11 protein-coding genes are annotated in these 16234 nt (G+C 51.3%); 2 read left to right on the top strand and 9 right to left on the bottom strand.

The features are described from left to right. Positions 1-99: 99 nt before the first annotated feature. On the top strand, positions 100-645 hold the full coding sequence (locus tag B5F77_RS00055; RefSeq protein WP_087325965.1) for a flavodoxin: 546 nt from the start codon (positions 100-102) through the stop codon (positions 643-645). Positions 646-666: 21 nt separating this feature from the next. Then, complete coding sequence (locus tag B5F77_RS00050) at positions 667-1227, top strand: flavin reductase family protein (RefSeq protein WP_087325963.1); 561 nt, start codon at positions 667-669, stop codon at positions 1225-1227. A 753-nt stretch (positions 1228-1980) separates the two neighbouring features. On the opposite strand, the gene gdhA is transcribed toward B5F77_RS00050, so the two are convergent. The 9 genes from gdhA to B5F77_RS00005 form a co-directional block, all read right to left on the bottom strand. Beyond that, positions 1981-3315 carry an NADP-specific glutamate dehydrogenase gene (gene gdhA, locus B5F77_RS00045; protein WP_087326246.1) on the bottom strand — a complete coding sequence of 445 codons (1335 nt, stop codon included), beginning with the start codon at positions 3313-3315 and terminating at the stop codon, positions 1981-1983. A gap of 91 nt (positions 3316-3406) precedes the next feature. Beyond that, complete coding sequence (locus B5F77_RS00040) at positions 3407-3583, bottom strand: DUF4250 domain-containing protein (protein ID WP_087326244.1); 177 nt, start codon at positions 3581-3583, stop codon at positions 3407-3409. 47 nt (positions 3584-3630) lie between these two features. Beyond that, positions 3631-4401 carry a TIGR03915 family putative DNA repair protein gene (locus tag B5F77_RS00035; RefSeq protein ID WP_087325962.1) on the bottom strand — a complete coding sequence of 257 codons (771 nt, stop codon included), beginning with the start codon at positions 4399-4401 and terminating at the stop codon, positions 3631-3633. A 5-nt stretch (positions 4402-4406) separates the two neighbouring features. Then, positions 4407-5660: a putative DNA modification/repair radical SAM protein gene (locus B5F77_RS00030; RefSeq protein ID WP_087325960.1), complete on the bottom strand. Its 1254-nt coding sequence runs from the start codon at positions 5658-5660 to the stop codon at positions 4407-4409. A gap of 89 nt (positions 5661-5749) precedes the next feature. Then, positions 5750-8914 (bottom strand): DUF5107 domain-containing protein, encoded by a 3165-nt coding sequence (locus tag B5F77_RS00025; RefSeq protein ID WP_087325958.1) that lies wholly within the window; start codon positions 8912-8914, stop codon positions 5750-5752. 144 nt (positions 8915-9058) lie between these two features. Next, positions 9059-12055 carry a glycoside hydrolase domain-containing protein gene (locus B5F77_RS00020; protein ID WP_087325956.1) on the bottom strand — a complete coding sequence of 999 codons (2997 nt, stop codon included), beginning with the start codon at positions 12053-12055 and terminating at the stop codon, positions 9059-9061. Positions 12056-12293: 238 nt separating this feature from the next. Next, the gene (locus tag B5F77_RS00015; RefSeq protein WP_087325954.1) at positions 12294-13316 is read right to left on the bottom strand and encodes a sulfotransferase; all 1023 of its coding nucleotides are present in this window, start codon (positions 13314-13316) and stop codon (positions 12294-12296) included. A 5-nt stretch (positions 13317-13321) separates the two neighbouring features. Then, complete coding sequence (gene chrA, locus B5F77_RS00010; RefSeq protein ID WP_087325952.1) at positions 13322-14491, bottom strand: chromate efflux transporter; 1170 nt, start codon at positions 14489-14491, stop codon at positions 13322-13324. An 8-nt stretch (positions 14492-14499) separates the two neighbouring features. Continuing rightward, the gene (locus B5F77_RS00005; RefSeq protein WP_087325950.1) at positions 14500-15990 is read right to left on the bottom strand and encodes an aryl-sulfate sulfotransferase; all 1491 of its coding nucleotides are present in this window, start codon (positions 15988-15990) and stop codon (positions 14500-14502) included. Positions 15991-16234: the final 244 nt, after the last annotated feature.

Raw genomic sequence — 16234 nt, 5'->3', positions numbered from 1 at the left:
CGAAACCACCGATTCAATCAAATATCCGTAATTTGGGTAGTATTTCTTTCCGGATTCATATCTATTTTTACGGCGTAAATAAATTAAAACATATAAGATATGAAACGATTTGTATTATTCATCGCGGCCGCCCTGCTGGTTTGTTTCGCAGCGACCGCACAAAAAACAGAAGCCATGAAAGGTAAAACATTAGTAGTTTATTTCTCTGCCACGGGAAATACGGAACGGGTAGCGAAATTGATTTCAACCGCGACCCAAGCAGATTTGTATAAAATACAGCCCGCAAAAGCCTACACCTCAGCAGACTTGGACTGGCATAACAAATCCTCTCGTTCGAGCGTGGAAATGAACGACGCGAAGGCTCGCCCGGAACTGGACGGAAGCGTACCTAACTGGGCGGATTACACGACGATTTACTTAGGTTATCCTATCTGGTGGGACCAAGCACCGCGTATCATCAATTCGTTTATTGAAAGTCAGGACTTCGCGGGGAAAACGGTCATTCCTTTTGCTACTTCAGGCGGAAGCAGTATCTCCCACTCCGTCCAAGAACTAAAGAAGACGTACCCGTCCATTCATTGGCAACAAGGGAAACTCCTCAACGGAGCTACACCATCTGACATTTCAAACTGGATACAAAAATAACTTACTATACATTATATAAATATGAGAAAGAATTTTGGAGCTAAACCGCTCAGTTACCCGCAACCGGTGCTGATTATTGCGGCCTACGACGAAAACGGAATTCCCAATGCGATGAACGCAGCCTGGGGTGGCATCAGTGAAATGAACGAAATCAGCATGTGCCTAAGCGAAGGACATAAGACCGTAAAAAACATCTTGAAACGGAAAGCTTTTACCGTCAGCATGGCCGATGCGGCACATGTAATCGCTTGCGACTATGTAGGCATCGTGTCAGGCAATCACGTAGAAGACAAGTTTACGAAAGCCGGATTCCATGCGACGAAATCCAGTTTCGTAGACGCACCGCTTATCGACGAACTGGCCGTTGCCCTCGAATGCCGGTTGAAAGACTACAATCCAGAGACCTGCATCCTGCGGGGCGAAATCGTCAATGTCAGCGTAGACGAACGGGCGTTGAACGAGCATGGCCAGGTAGACCCCGCCAAAGTCGCACCTATCTGCTTCGACCCCTTCAACAACACCTACCTGAAGATTGGCGAAAAAGTAGGTAATGCATTCGCCGACGGAAAGCTACTCAAATAGTAAATTCGTAAAAAGAGGCTGTGTCGAAATAGGTGCAGCCTCGTTTTTTTTGAAAAAGCAGAAAAAGATAAAGAGAAAGTGCGTTGAAATAGGAAATGGGACGCAGAAAAACGCAGACTAAAGGATGACCGCAGATTCTTTTATGGCTATGCGATATGTATCGCAAAAAATAAAAATCTGTGGTCATCTGCGCTTTAGTCCGCGTTTTTCTGCGTGCTATATATCCACTACGACACACCCTCTTTTGTAGATAAAGGAGGTTTGCAATCGGAATTGTAAGGTCGCCGCAAATTGCAGGAAGTCTGCAATCGGGATTGCAAGGTTGCTGCAGCTTGCAGGAAGTTTGCAATCGGAATTGTAAGGTTGCTGCAAATTGTAGGAGGTTTGCAATCGGAATTGTAAAGTTGCTGCAAACTTGCGGAAGGTTTGCAATCGGAATTGTAAGGTTGCTGCAAATTGTAGGAGGTTTGCAATCGGAATTGTAAGGTTGCTGCAAATTGTAGGAGGTTTACAATCGGAATTGTAAGGTTGCTGCAAATTGCAGGAGGTTTGCAATCGCCAATGTAAGTCTTATGGGTTTATGCAGAAAGGCACAAAAACAAAAAAGAGGGTGTATCATAAATAAGAAAATGTTATCAGAAAGTAACTGAAAAGAAGGTGCATCGTGCATTACGACACACCTTCTTTTATTCATCTTATCATTTACTTTACCTGGTTTAGCAGACTAACCCAGCATTTTTGTAGGGAAAGACATCAGACAATGCCTTGCGCCATCATCGCCCGTGCCACTTTCATGAACCCGGCGATATTAGCACCTTTCACATAGTTCACATAATCACCTTCCTTGCCATGTGCCACGCACTGTCCGTGAATATCGCTCATAATCTGATGCAAACGAGCATCCACCTCAGCAGCAGACCAAGAAATATGCATGGCATTCTGCGTCATTTCCAGGCCGGAAGTAGCTACGCCACCCGCATTCACTGCCTTGCCCGGCGCAAAGAGTTGGCGATGGGCAATGAAGAGATCCACAGCCTCAGCCGTACATCCCATATTGGAAACCTCAGCCACACACAAGGTATGGTTATCTATCAACTTTTGCGCATCGTCGGCATCCAACTCGTTTTGGGTCGCACACGGAAGCGCGATGTCTACCTTCTGTTCCCACGGTTTGCGACCCGCGTAGAATGTAGCGTTCGGGAACTCCTCGACATAAGGCTCAACCACATCGTTGCCCGATGCACGCAATTCCAACATATAATCAATTTTCTCTCCTGAGATACCTTCCGGATCGTACACATAACCATCCGGGCCAGAAATCGTCACTACCTTCGCGCCCAATTGCGTCGCTTTTGTCGCTGCGCCCCAAGCTACGTTTCCGAAACCCGAGATAGCCACTGTCTTTCCCTTGATATCGATACCATGTTCGTCCAACATCTGGTGTACAAAATACAACGCGCCAAAACCTGTTGCTTCCGGACGAAGGATAGAACCTCCATATTCCAAACCTTTGCCTGTGAAGGTACCCGTATGTTCCCGTTTCAGTTTCTTATACATGCCAAACAAATACCCAATCTCACGTCCGCCTACACCGATATCGCCAGCCGGCACATCTGTATCCGGTCCTACGTTACGCCATAACTCCAACATGAAAGCCTGGCAGAAACGCATGATTTCCGCATCGCTCTTTCCTCGAGGAGCAAAGTCGGAACCGCCTTTCGCGCCGCCCATCGGGAGCGTCGTCAGCGCATTCTTAAACGTCTGTTCAAAACCCAAGAATTTCAAAATGGAAAGATTGACAGATGGATGGAACCGCAATCCACCTTTGTACGGGCCGATCGCGTTGTTAAATTGAACACGATATCCTAAGTTAACTTGGATTTCACCCCGGTCATCCACCCAAGGCACACGGAACGTAAAAATACGGTCCGGTTCGACCAACCGTTCTATTATTTTTGCCTTTTCGAACTCAGGATGTTCGTTATACACCTCTTCAATCGATAAAAGGACTTCCTTAACGGCTTGTAAATACTCTTTCTCGCCCGGATGCTTCGCTTCCAAAGCGGCTAAAATAGCTTCTGTCTTCATCATGTATACTATTTAAGTTTAACATTATGTCTGCAAAGGTAGTGATTCGTCTGAGAATAACAAGCGTTTTGCTTACAAAATGCAAGTAATATCACCAAAATTTATTCTGGCTCGGATTATATTCGAATCCGGCCGCTTGCAGTTTCTGTACGAGCGTGCTTTTATTCACGTGTAAATCATCACAAAGCGCGTCGAGCGACGCGTAATTGTCGCGCAGTTTCGTATTAACGAAGCTGAACAACATCATCGGGTCATTAGGTAATTCCATCATAATTATTTATTCTTTATCAAATTACGGCGCAAAGGTACGGAATTTTAGGAATGATTGTGCCGTTTCTCGGTCAAATAGGGCCAAAATCGGGCGGGAAGTTGCTGTCGATGCAGGCGCAGGTTCAAGCGTTCTTTAATCGCGATGCTCTTGAAATAGGACTGCCAGAGCTGCTGGTAGAGCTCCTCGCCTGCGGCCAGTTTTTCTTGGGGAAGATGCGGCGTGAGGGTTTCCGCGAACCGGACCTCTTCTACCTTTCCCTTTCCATCATAGTAATAGCCGTAGGCGCGGCGGGCATCATAGACGAGCCACGTTTGGTCGGCGAAACGGTCGGTGAAATAATGCAGGGCGAGCGGATATACATTATATATAGGGGCGAGGGCGGAAAAATAAATACCGTCGGCTGTCTTCTGGAAGCGGGTGAATTGGATGACGCGGCTGCATTCACTGCTCACCTTCTTCCATATCTTCGAGCATTCCAGCACATCGGGGTCGGCGAGATTATAGACGTTCTTTCCTTTCGTGTCGAAGAGTTTGCGCAGGTAGCGGAAGAGCAGCTCGTCCACGCCGGGAAGTTCGGAGAGCCAGCACGACGTAATTCCCCGCAGGAATTCCCCTTTCACGAGTCGCGCCGCTCCGTTCCATACCCGCTCGGCGAGAGCGGCGTCGGTCGTGACCTCCAGCACCTCGTCGTCGAATAACCCGGCCGGTTCCTCCGCGCTCAAGAGCCTTTCGGGGAATTGCCGCCGGTTGTAGGCATGGAAGAGGCAGGTCAGAAGCCCTTCGAACGTTTTGTCGTATCGGAACACGCACGCCATCTCCGTCACTCCCCGAATGGGATGGTTAATTGCCGGCCGTCGTCCCGTTTTCGGGATGTCAGCAGCTTCCGCACGCCGAGCGGCGAGAGTTCGTGTATCGTCTGGAAGGGAAGTTCCCGGCAGGTGATGAAGTAACGCGCCTTCTTCATCACCACGCCTATCTTCTTCAGTTGCTCGGAAGTGAGCGGGGCGAATCGGCGCGAGACGATAATCATCTTTGCGGATTTGACCCCGATGCCCGGCACGCGGAGCAACTGCTCGTAGTCCGCGCGGTTCACGTCCACCGGGAATACCTCCGGGTGGCGCAAGGCCCACGCCAGTTTCGGGTCGATTTCGAGGTCGAGGTTCGGCGTAGCGTCGTCTACAATTTCTTCCACCTGAAAGGAATAGAAGCGGAGCAGCCAATCTGCCTGGTAGAGCCGGTTCTCGCGCACAAGCGGCACCTGGCGGACGGCCGGGAGGCGCGTGTCGTAGGTATTGACGTGTATGTAGCCGGAATAGTAGACGCGCTTCATCGTCGGACGGCGGTAGAGCGCGGAGGAGAGGCGGAGGATGTCGCGGTCTGTGTCGGCCGTCGCGCCGACTATCATCTGCGTGCTCTGCCCCGCCGGAGCGAACCGCGGCGCGTGTCGGAACCGTTTCCGCTCCTCTGCCTGCTGCAAGACGCCCTGCTGGATGTAGCGCATCGGCGTGAATACCTGCTGGAAGTCTTTGTCGGGGGCAAGGAGCTTGAGGCTTGCCTCGTTGGGAATCTCGATATTCACGCTCAGGCGGTCTGCATAGCGGCCGGCCTCGTCCACCAGCTCGCGGCTCGCCCCTGGGATGCTCTTCAGGTGGATATAGCCGTTGAAGCGATGCACCGTGCGCAGGTCTTTCGCCACCCGCACGAGCCGTTCCATCGTATAGTCTGGGTTGCGCACCACGCCCGACGAAAGGAACAACCCCTCGATGTAGTTGCGGCGGTAGAACTCCATCGTCAGCTCCACCAGCTCGCGGACCGAAAGCGTGGCGCGCGGGATGTCGTTGCTCACCCGGTTGATGCAATAGGCGCAATCATATTGGCAATAGTTCGTGAGCATGATTTTCAGGAGCGAAATGCAACGCCCGTCCTCCGCGAAGCTATGGCAAATACCCCACCCCGCCGCGCTGCCTGTCATGCCCGCCCGATGCGAACGCGACGTACCGCTCGACGCGCACGAGACATCGTATTTCGCCGACTCCGCCAATATCTGCAACTTTTTCAATACATCTTCTGTCATTTTTCCCTTCGCTATCCATTTTTCAACCTAAAAAATAACTGCAATTCCCTTCCTGAAGTTCAGCGGGCAAATTTCCCTAAAGAAATTCCTTACTTTTGCTCCAATTGAGCAGCTAAACGGGCGATTAAATCGAAATCAGTATCCCGGTAGCCGGTTTCCCAGGGGGTCGTGTCCGTCGGGTTGTTTCGCTCTTCAAGGAGGCGTTCCGCCGCGTTCCAATCGCCCCGATAGACGGCAGCGCACCACTGCGCGGGCTTGCTGTCAGGATGTTGCTCCGTCCACGCCGCCACCATCGCGTCCGCCTCGGTCGTCCGTCCCAGCGCGCGCAAAGATAAAGCAGAAAGCAGTTCGGCCGACATGAAACGGAAGGATTTTTTCGCCTCTTGCGCCACTTTTCCGAAAAGTTCCTTCGCTTTCACGTCGTTGCCTTTCCCGGCATAGACTTTCGCTTCGAGATAATCCTCCACGCGGGTATCGATTTGGTCGTCATACGGTTTACCCACGCCTAGATTCTCCGGCCACTCCTTCGAAGCCTCGATAGACTTCGCAGCGCTTCTGTATTGCTTCTTCGCGATTTGTTCCATCGCTTGGAAGAGATTGGCCGCGCGGTAGATCGCCCTTCCTGCATAAGCACCCTCGTTGGGCAATACCTCCAGCTTGTCGAGCAGCGCGATGCACGCCTTGTATTGTCCTGCCTCGCACAGGGCGTTCGCATACTTCAGGCCTATGTAATAATTATGGGGATATTTCTTGGCATATCGCTTGCCCGTTTCCACGGCCTGCTGCCAATCCTTAGCCGCTGTGTATTCATTCAACAACGCCAACCCCACGCGCCAGGAGGCATTGATTTGCTCCGCGCGCTGCAAATCCGCCAACCGCGCCGCACCCTGCTTCAACTGCGCGCGCGAGAGGTAGAACGGCGCATAGTCCGTCGGCGCGCAAGCCTCCAACTTCGCCAACGCCTCGGCCGGCTGATGATTTGCCCAAAGAATCAATCCCTGGTAATAATCCACCTTCCAAGAAGGCGACGCCCCGGCCGCCCATTGCAAAGCCGCCATCGATTCGGGACGGAACGGGAAAACGAAGTCCGGCGACGCGGCATTCGCCTGCTCCAACACCGCCAGCGCCTTCTCCTCGCGCCCCTGTTGGTGCCACAGATAGGCCGCGCGATAAAGCGCTACCGGATAATCCCCTGCGCAAGCCAGGAGTGCCAACGCCTCGTCCGCCAAACCGATACGCTCGTACCAGCCCGCCAGTTCAAGGTAAGTCTCCTGCGGAAGCTCGTTCCGAATCAAAGAGGAGAAAGAGGCCAACTGCTCCGGCGTCCTCCGCCCTTCGAGCCACGCCTGTTCGAAGCGGACCGGATGATAAAGCGGCAAATCCGCTAACACCTGCCCAATCTGCTCCGCTGCCTTCTCCGTATCGCCTAAATAACGATACGCCACCGCCAGGAGCTGCCGCGCATCCAAATTCATTGCATTATACGTCAACGCCTTCTCCGCGTAATGGAGAACCCGCTTCCAATCCTTCTCCAAGGCAAATAGCTCGCCCAACTGCTCATACGCCGCCGTGCGCACCTCTGCCGAGAAGGAAGCAATCGAGAATGCCGCCTTTGCCTCGGTCAGATGCCCCAAGGCACGGTTTGCCAACGCATACAGGTAATTCGCTTCGCCATCATACGTGTCCATCGCCAACGCCTTCTTCGAGAGCGCGAGCGATTCCGCATACCGTCCTTCCCGATAATACAAGGAGGCCAAGCGCACCAACGCCGGCGCGAAACAAGGCTCCTTTTCCAACGAAGCCTTCAGGCAACGCTCCGCCTTGTCAAGCACCTTCTGGTTCATCCATTGTTCTCCCTCGGTGTAGAGGCCGAACGCCGAATCCCAATCGAAATCCTCCGGCAAAGTAGTCGGACGTTTCAATTGATAATCTTCCGGATTATCGCTATAAACCAATTGGTCGTCGCCTATGATTATTTTCAACTTCCCTTCTGGAATGGACGGAGCCGTGAGGTAAACCGGCTCCAATACTTTCGTGGAGAGCGGCAACGTCTCGACCAGCTTCCCGTCGTTGTATAGCTTCACCTCCGTAGACAAAGTTTCCAACGGAGAGAAGGCGAGTTTCAGATTTCCCGCCTCGCGCGTCACGTGCAACGCACCGATACGGCTCGCCTTCGAAACACCCTGAATCCCCTTCACCGGATACCAATATTCCGTCCACTCGTCCGTCATCTGCGGCGCGAAGGCGAAGTGCTTGTAAGGTGTGTAACCGCTGCCCGATGCCGGTTGGTTGAACATACGTCCGGACTGCAGCTCGATGTATTGGCCGTCTGTATCGGTCAAAAGGTCTTCCCAAATCGCCCCTTCGCGCGACAAACCCCAGAGGAATATCTTCATGCCCAGCTTCTCGTCGAAGTCCGCGTGGTGAATCGAGCCAAAATCCTCGCCGTGCCAATAAACACCATAATAATCGTTGTAATAGCCTAAGATATGGTAGGACTTCGAGCCGCCGAAGTTGTTCTTCTCGTACCAACCAATATCCCGTCCTTGCTCGTCGACCGGGAAGGCAAACACCTCGCCGCCATGCCCGATACCCCGGTTACCCGGATAGCAGAACTGCGCCTCCTTACCCACCGGATAACCGGCGTTCATCCATTGATAATAGGGCTGGTCGAGCGAGGACTGGTTGTACCACGTCGTGTGCGTCGTGAAATAGCCTTTGTCCTTCGGCAGGTTTACTTCGACGGTCCATGCCGTGCGCGTCACCCATTCATAGGAGAAAATGTAACAACTCACGCTGCCGTCTGCCTTCTCTTTCACCAGATAATCGACCGGCGTGCTCGACGAGGGTGCATGACCGATGATGCCAAAGTTGAACTCGATGCCGCCCGACGTCCAAGGCCCGCGCATCGCAATATCCCGGAACTTCGCCACGCTATTGTCATACACAAACTCCTTACCGGTGGTCTTGTCTACCGCGCCCCAGATTTTACCACCCACCTCCGGGAAAAGCGACAAACGGATGTAATCGTTCTCCAGCACCACCGTCTTCCACTCCTTCTGGACGCCTTTCGCCGCAAAGCCGTCGAAGCGGAAGTAAGGATAATACAGATTAGAAGGTGTAGCCACCGGATTCGGGTCGGAGAACGGATAGCTCGTCATCACGCGCGGCTGCTCTTGTATGGTAGCTTGTTGCGCCCACATCGGGTTCGCCAAACAAGCCATGCAATAGGAAATAATCAATACTCGTTTCATGGTAACTTTATCTATTTACGTTTTGTTTCTTCTTTCTTCAGGGAAACGCTCCCTACGGGCTAAGGGAAACCTTCCCTCAGCCTTTAGGGAGACTTTCCCTACGAGCTGAGGGAATGCCTCCCTTAACCCGTAGGGAAAAGCTCCTTATTCTACGACAATCAGCCAGCCTTTCCCTTTCGGTACGGTGATGGTCTCACCGGCCTTCCAGGTCTTTTCTTCTTGGAAATTGTCAATCTTCGGGGCGTGGAGCGTCGCCTTCTTCGGGTCGAGGCCTAAGGCTTCCCAATCGATATCCAGCGTCACCTGCGCATCCTGGTCTTCCCACGTCGCAAGGGAAATCAACGCCTTCTGTCCTTTGTGGAGATAAACCGTGGCGAGGGTCTTGTCCTTGCCGGTCTTCACCGGATTGTCTGATACCCAATAGCCTATCATTTGACTGCCTTTCATGCCAAAATCATCCCAGAAATGCCAGAGCGGACGATTATCGACATTATATCCCGGATTGCGGCCGGTCATACCATACAACATCCCGCGCCACTTATTGCCGCCTTCCCAAAGCATCTCGCCCATCAAGCCGTAAGGGATACCGGAAACTTCCACCATCCAGAACTCAGGCGGCATATCATAATCGAAATATTCGCCGAACCAGAGACGGTCCAAATAAGGAAAATGCTCCAAATAAAGGTTCGCGCTGTTCGCAAAACCATCGCGCTCATTGTATTGGTTGGCAGAATGGAGGTCTATCAACGCGCCCGGATTCGTACGGTTCAGAATCTTGCGGACACGTTTCATCGACATGCGGTCGAACGCCAAATCGTCGATATACAATCCATCGATGCCCACATGCTTCAAGAGCCAATCCAATCCCTCCATATAATAATTATGCCAGCGGGAAACGCCTGTATTGACAATCGCTGCGTCTTTTACCGTGTAGGCAAACCAGGCAGCAATGTAGTTCTGGTCCAGATGTTCCTGCAACCAAGAATAGCCACCTCCCTCGCCTTTTGAGAAGATTTCATCGCCCAAACTACGCAAGGCAAACAATTCGACACAGCTGTTTGAGAGTTCGCGTACCGTGTTGTAAATTTTCACCTTCATATCCTTCGCATGAGCTCCGTCAATATATGCCTTCATCTCTTGGGTTCGCAAGAAAGGATAATTGATGAAAGGATTGATGCCCGTCGCATGGTGAATATTCACGACAGTCGCGCCGAAGTTGGCAATGTCGTCGATAAACTCGTACGCATGATAATAGCGGTCGTGCCATTGCTTGTTCGTATTAATCGTGCGGAACGGTGTAACCAATACATTAAAATAATAATACAAGCGGTCGCCTTTCTTTACCTCACGTTTCCCGGAATAGGCATTTATCATAGCCGGAGCGCCATTCGCCTCTTTCGTCAGGGAAATGCCGCCGTTGCCATCGTTACACCAGGAAACAGGCATGTGGAGCGGTTTCTCGTGGTAGAAATTCGTGTTCAGCGGACGTTCATAATGATTGTCGTAAAAACGGAGTTGCAACCCGGCGTTCACATCGCCTGCCCATACCGCATCTTGGTTCTTCTCAACATTCCATTTCCAATCCAGCGGATGGTAATAGCCGCCCTTTTCACCCAGCCCCATCATATACTTCGCCAGACCGGGAGCCAACGATGTTTTCAGGGCGACATCTTGGATAGTACCATCTTCGCGGGCAATCAACGTGACCTTATACGTCAGGTTGCCGTCCGATTCCAATTCGCCATCCAACTGCATGAGGAAGCGGTCGTTCTGGTTCATCGTTTTCCAAGCTACGGCAGCGGGTTTATGTTTCGTGATTTCAAAGTCGAGATTCTCCCATGCTCCGCCGTCGGCCGCCAGCGTCATCGGGCTTGCCAAGAGCGCGCGCCCTTCCGTACCGATATTTGTCAATGTCTCCTCGAAGTAACTGGTGATAGAAGCAGGTAATCCTTCGCTCGAAAGCTGGATGTCGCGTCCTAAAATCGACAGCTGTTTTCCATCGAGCTGCACCGGCGTATAAGGCGCGATAACCTCGTCGTCGAATCCTATCTGGGAATTCAGCCAGCGAAGGCGTGAGTGCCGCCAGGGCTCGTTGTCCCCATGGTTAGCGATGACGTTCTCCGAGACCGTCAATTGCACTTTCACCTCTTTGGGTTCCGCATTCTCGGCAGAGACCGTCACCGTCCCTTCGTACAAACCTGCCGAAAGTTGTTCCGGGACCTGCGCACCAATCCACAAAGCCTGCACCTTTCCCTTCGGCACGGAACAATCTTTTTCGAAAACGGTCCCCGTCACGTCGATGCCTCCTGTATTGAAGCAGGTAAACGCCGAGGCTGGGATTTGTTCGCCCGTTTTTTCATTCGTCAAAGCGGAATATTTTACCTGCAAATGGTTCACGTCGGCACGTGCAGCCCATACGCCAAGCTGGAAAACATAATATTCACCTTTGTCGGCCGTACCGGAGAAGCCATCCTGTTTTCCTTCCGCAATCCAGCGATAAGGAATGTCCGAAGTCATGCGAATCGGATATCGGCGGTCTTCCGTAAATAAAATGTATTTATCATCCAGTTGCGATTCCAACAATTTCCGCTTCTCTTTTTGCGTCGCGATGACCTCCATCGGGTAAAAGCTATGGAAATCGTTGATAGCTTGGTATTGGACTACCTTGGCCGAAGGTAATTTCGGCGCCACACGGCTCGTCAGTTTATGCTTCGAGAGCCATTCGTCGGAAGCCGTTTTTTCGAAAGCCGGATACGTCACGGTCGGGTAATATTTGCTCCCGCTTTGCACGTTCTTCAGATAATAAATGTAATACTCGCCAGGGACGGTCTGCGGCTGGAACACCACTTTTCCCTGCTCGCGGTTGATTTCAAACCGCGCCACATTGGTAATGCGTTTACCCGTTGCCGCATCCACCACAATCAGATTTTTCTTTTCCGGCTCTTGGTCCCGACGACGCCATTCCAATGTCGCCAATACGGCATCCGCCGGTTTATCAACTGCCACGACGACGCGATGATTCCCCAACGAATCCGCGTCCCAAGTTCCTGTACCATAAAGTTCCGGGGAAGGCGTTTCCTGCGCCCAAAGCACCGGAGAGGTAGCACACATACAGATTGCTGTCAAAAACAAGTTTTTCATAAGATATTATGTTTCAATAAGTCTACTAAAAAATTCCATGCTCATACGCACGTTTTGTTGTCCTTTAAAATTTTTGGAAAACGCCTCGCACGTCTGCGCCGTCCTTTAAAATTTTTGGAAAACGCCCCGCACGTCTGCGCCGTCCTTCCAAATTTTTGGGAAACGCCCCGCAAACGCTTTTTGCCATTACAAAAATAGAGAAAAAGAACCTGCGTACCTCTGCTTTCCTCGAAAAATTTCAAGGAAGCCGGGCGCGGATTTTTTCCAACAATTCCCGTTGCGGACGGCGACGCTCCAAATCCTCTGGATCTACTTGGCGGTTAAACGCCTGTTTCAAGCGGCTATTCTCCTCCGTAAATAAAGCCAACTCTTCGGACGAAAAGTCTTTCCGCAACCGAGACTTGGGGGAACAAAGCGGATAACCCAATTCCTGTAACACATCTCCCGCCACAGACTCGAAAAGCGCGATGTCGTCCGAAGAAAGCTCCTGCAGGAATTTATGTGTGTTGTCCTTCAGGATGGGTTTCGTAACGTTCTGCCACATACGCCCCGCCACGGCCGTATTTTTCGACTCGCGACTTTTGTAATATTCCAGCGCACGGGCAGAATAAGATACACCGAGGAAATCACACAACTCGCGCAATTTTTTTTCCGGCTCGGCCAAGAGCGATTCATAACTCAGGCTGAAGAAGCGTTCCTTCGGCGTCCGTTCCCGGAGACGCAACGCCTCTTCCTGGTCTTTCCGCCACGCTTGGGCTAATGCAAAAATATGCTTTTCGCCGACAATTGCTTTCTGAAAAGACAAAGCAACATCTCGCCCGTCCCGATAGAGATAAATATAGTAAGGACGGAGTCCCGTACGTTCGATACCCTCCGCATAAAAGACATTTTTCATGCTTTTACAAACCCAAAAGTCCGCGTGGTGCTGGCGGGCTGCCGAATCGTATATCGCCCGAAAGATTTCATAGAGATTTTTTTCGCGGCAAGCCGTCACGATTTCTTCCACATCCAGCACAACACCTTCCCATGGTACAGGGTTGACACGCACCAATTCGCAAACATCCGCTGCCAACTGATGAAAATTTTCCGCTACCTGCAAATCCCCGTAAGCTGGCAACAATGGCAGGAAACGTTGTAAAATATGGGGTGGATGCGGCGCAGTTATCCCGTCTATCTCTTCCAGCATCACCCGCAAGAGATTGGAACCCGAACGTTGCGTCCCAATCATCTGTATTCCTTCTATTGAATTTCTACGTTCCATTTGTTTTAAAAAAGAAGAAAGCCCGCAATGCCTGAACCCAAAATCAGGTAAACCGGACTTACGTTATACTTATATGATAATATGAATGCAGCTAAAAACAGCAAGACCGAAAGGACAGAAGGAGCTATCGTTTGTCCAATCGTCAGTCCGGAAGCGAAAATCATGCCGACTACAGCGGCCCGGATACCCTTCATGACTGCCAACCAAAAAGCGGATTGCTTCACTTGCGTCATGAACCGGGAAAGCACGACCATCAATACGGCAGGCGGCGTAAACATCCCCGCCGTAGCCAAAAACGCGCCCCCAATGCCCGCCATCTTGTATCCAATAAATGCAGCCGTGATGAAGATAGGCCCAGGCGTAATTTGTCCAATTGCAATCCCATCGGCAAATTCAGAAGCATTCAACCACGATAATTGGTCGACAAACAACTCATGGAGGGCTGGAATCACCACATAACCACCTCCGAAAAGCGTAAGGCTGATACCCGAAAAGGTGGTAAGCAATTGCACATCCAGTGGAGCACCCAGCCATCTCCCTCCCCAAAGTAACAGGCAAAGCAAAAGGAAAAGAATTATTCCTGAAAAGAGCCAATGCCTCTGCTCTACTTTCGGCCGGTCGGACAGGGAATGCGCGTCTGAGGTACGGAAAAGGAAATATCCGGCGACACCGCTACAGACTATCAAGCCCAACGTCAACGTGAATCCGCCCCAAAACCACAACAATACCCCCGAAAGCAATGCAATGCCTCCTTGCACCCGGGATTTCAACTTCTTCGCCATGCCTATGCCCACGGTGAGAATCAACGCAGTAATCGTCGGCATGATGCCTTGGAAAATATTCTTCACGGCCGGTATGTTCCCATATTGGAAATACCCCCACGAAAGCGCCAACACTAAAAAGAAAGAGGGAAGGATAATGCCTAAAAAAGCCATCACCGCACCCCCTACCCCGCGCAAACAATACCCGACGTAAGCAATCACATTCACCGCCATCGGACCAGGCAACATGGAAGCGAGCGAAACACCATCCAGCAGCTCTTCTTCCTCCAACCGGTGATCTATATCCACCAATTGACGCTTCACGATGGCCACCAGCGACATATATCCCCCGAAAGCCGTCGCGCCGAGTTTCAAGAATGTCCAAAATATATAACCCAAGGTATTAGATTTCATCTTTCTGTTCAATCAATTTCCGTAAAATAAGATTTAAATAACGACTGCGGCACATAAATCGCTCTGTATGGTGCATACGCCATAATGCTTTCCCACAACACTTTTCCTGAAGGGTCGGTAATCAAAATAGCCCCCGTTTTCGAACTGCATTGGAGGATGTTCCCGTTCGGAAGCAACTCAGCATTTCCCATGCGGGAAGTATAGCGTTCGGGAGGCAGCATCACGCGCAGAGTAGTCTCTGCAGTCCGCTTTGCTTCGTCCAAACGAAACGCGACAGCGCCTGAACGCTCGGCATATAGTCCGTTATCGAACAACATCAAATCACCCTCGCCGGTGATATACGGTGAATGTTGGAAAGAAAAATAGGCCGTAGTATCCATCTGGAAATCGCCCCCACGCCCAAAACGCCAAAGCAATTGACCCGTTTTCCGGTCGATTTTCCATATTTGGTCTTCGATGGGGACGGAAACCAAGTAGTTGCTGTCCCGGTCGAAGGCAAGCGCGTTCATATGGAAACGATCGTATTGATAACGCGTGATGTAAGGGTCTTTTGCGATATCCCATACCGACCACGCCGACCAAGTATCCAAAACGTTTCCTAATGTGTCGAGCACAAGGATACCGTCGCCCCCCAACGTGTCGCGCACCATCCGTCCGTCGATTTCCACCTCGCCCACCTTCTTCGGGCGATACAACGTATATAGATGATGATTTTCGTCCATCAACACGTCGTGGTGGATGACCTGATATTCCTTTTCTTCCTTTATCTTGTCCAAATCCAACCGCCAAAGCATATCGCCCGTGAGCGAGACTTCAGCCATGCCCGTACCGCCCGCAAAACCTATCGAGCCGCGCCGCATGGGTTTCTTATGTTCTTCCTGACGTACTTCTTCCGGCGTCATGGGTTTATCGTCTACAAAATCTTTCACAAACGGACGGAGCATAGCCAGAAAGGTTCCCCGCGGCGTAATCGAGGCGGCCCGCACGCCGATATCGTCTATCTGCCAATACCAGCGCATATCGCCCTGCTTATCGATTAAAGCCATATAGCCCGGCAAACGCCCGAAACAAACGAGGATATACCCATCGTCGCCCAATGCTTCGCCGTCATGCGGACGTTCGTCGACCAGCCAATGGTTCACCAACCAGGGCGATTGTTCGCGCGTCTTGAAGGATAATTCCTTCGATTCCTGCTTGAACCAGTTATCAATCACAATGCGGTAGGTGTATTCCGTCCCCGCCTTCAGCAGCAGCAAATCCAGGCGATGAAGCGTATCGGCCGGAGAAGTTCGCGTCCGGAACGCCTTCCCCGTTTCCTTTTCTTCATATTCAATGTATACAGGCGCCGGTTTTTTCAGCACCACTTCCACTTGGTTGTACATCGCCGTATTGTGCGGAGAGGTAAGCGTGACGGAGACCAATTGATTCCGTTCCGCCACATAAAGCCCCGCTACAACCGTACCTGCCACGATGGCCAAACCTATTATCAAACGCTTCATATCTTATGTCCTTTTACTCTTTGAAAATTAATAGCTGAAAACTTGTTTTCTACTTCTGTGAACACACAGACGATCCAAACGCCGTGTTTCAGGCTTCTGTGAACGCACAAACGCTCCAAACGCCGTGTTTTAGGCTTCTGTGAACGCACAAACGCTCCAAACGCCGTGTTTTAGGCTTCTGTGAACGCACAAACGCTCCAAACGCCGTGTTTCAGGCTTCCGTGAACGCACAGACGATCCAAAC

The organism is Parabacteroides sp. An277 (assembly GCF_002159645.1).
Classification (GTDB): Bacteria; Bacteroidota; Bacteroidia; order Bacteroidales; family Tannerellaceae; genus Parabacteroides.
The sequence above is the reverse complement of the archived record's forward strand: the minus strand, read 5'-3'. Positions and strand labels throughout refer to the sequence as shown.

Excerpts from the sequence above, each read along its gene's own strand:
- B5F77_RS00055 (WP_087325965.1), top strand. The coding sequence starts at position 100 with ATGAAACGATTTGTATTATTCATCGCGGCCGCCCTGCTGGTTTGTTTC.
- B5F77_RS00050 (WP_087325963.1), top strand. The coding sequence starts at position 667 with ATGAGAAAGAATTTTGGAGCTAAACCGCTCAGTTACCCGCAACCGGTG.
- gdhA (WP_087326246.1), bottom strand. The coding sequence starts at position 3,315 with ATGAAGACAGAAGCTATTTTAGCCGCTTTGGAAGCGAAGCATCCGGGC.
- B5F77_RS00040 (WP_087326244.1), bottom strand. The coding sequence starts at position 3,583 with ATGGAATTACCTAATGACCCGATGATGTTGTTCAGCTTCGTTAATACG.
- B5F77_RS00035 (WP_087325962.1), bottom strand. The coding sequence starts at position 4,401 with ATGGCGTGCGTGTTCCGATACGACAAAACGTTCGAAGGGCTTCTGACC.
- B5F77_RS00030 (WP_087325960.1), bottom strand. The coding sequence starts at position 5,660 with ATGACAGAAGATGTATTGAAAAAGTTGCAGATATTGGCGGAGTCGGCG.
- B5F77_RS00025 (WP_087325958.1), bottom strand. The coding sequence starts at position 8,914 with ATGAAACGAGTATTGATTATTTCCTATTGCATGGCTTGTTTGGCGAAC.
- B5F77_RS00020 (WP_087325956.1), bottom strand. The coding sequence starts at position 12,055 with ATGAAAAACTTGTTTTTGACAGCAATCTGTATGTGTGCTACCTCTCCG.
- B5F77_RS00015 (WP_087325954.1), bottom strand. The coding sequence starts at position 13,316 with ATGGAACGTAGAAATTCAATAGAAGGAATACAGATGATTGGGACGCAA.
- chrA (WP_087325952.1), bottom strand. The coding sequence starts at position 14,491 with ATGAAATCTAATACCTTGGGTTATATATTTTGGACATTCTTGAAACTC.
- B5F77_RS00005 (WP_087325950.1), bottom strand. The coding sequence starts at position 15,990 with ATGAAGCGTTTGATAATAGGTTTGGCCATCGTGGCAGGTACGGTTGTA.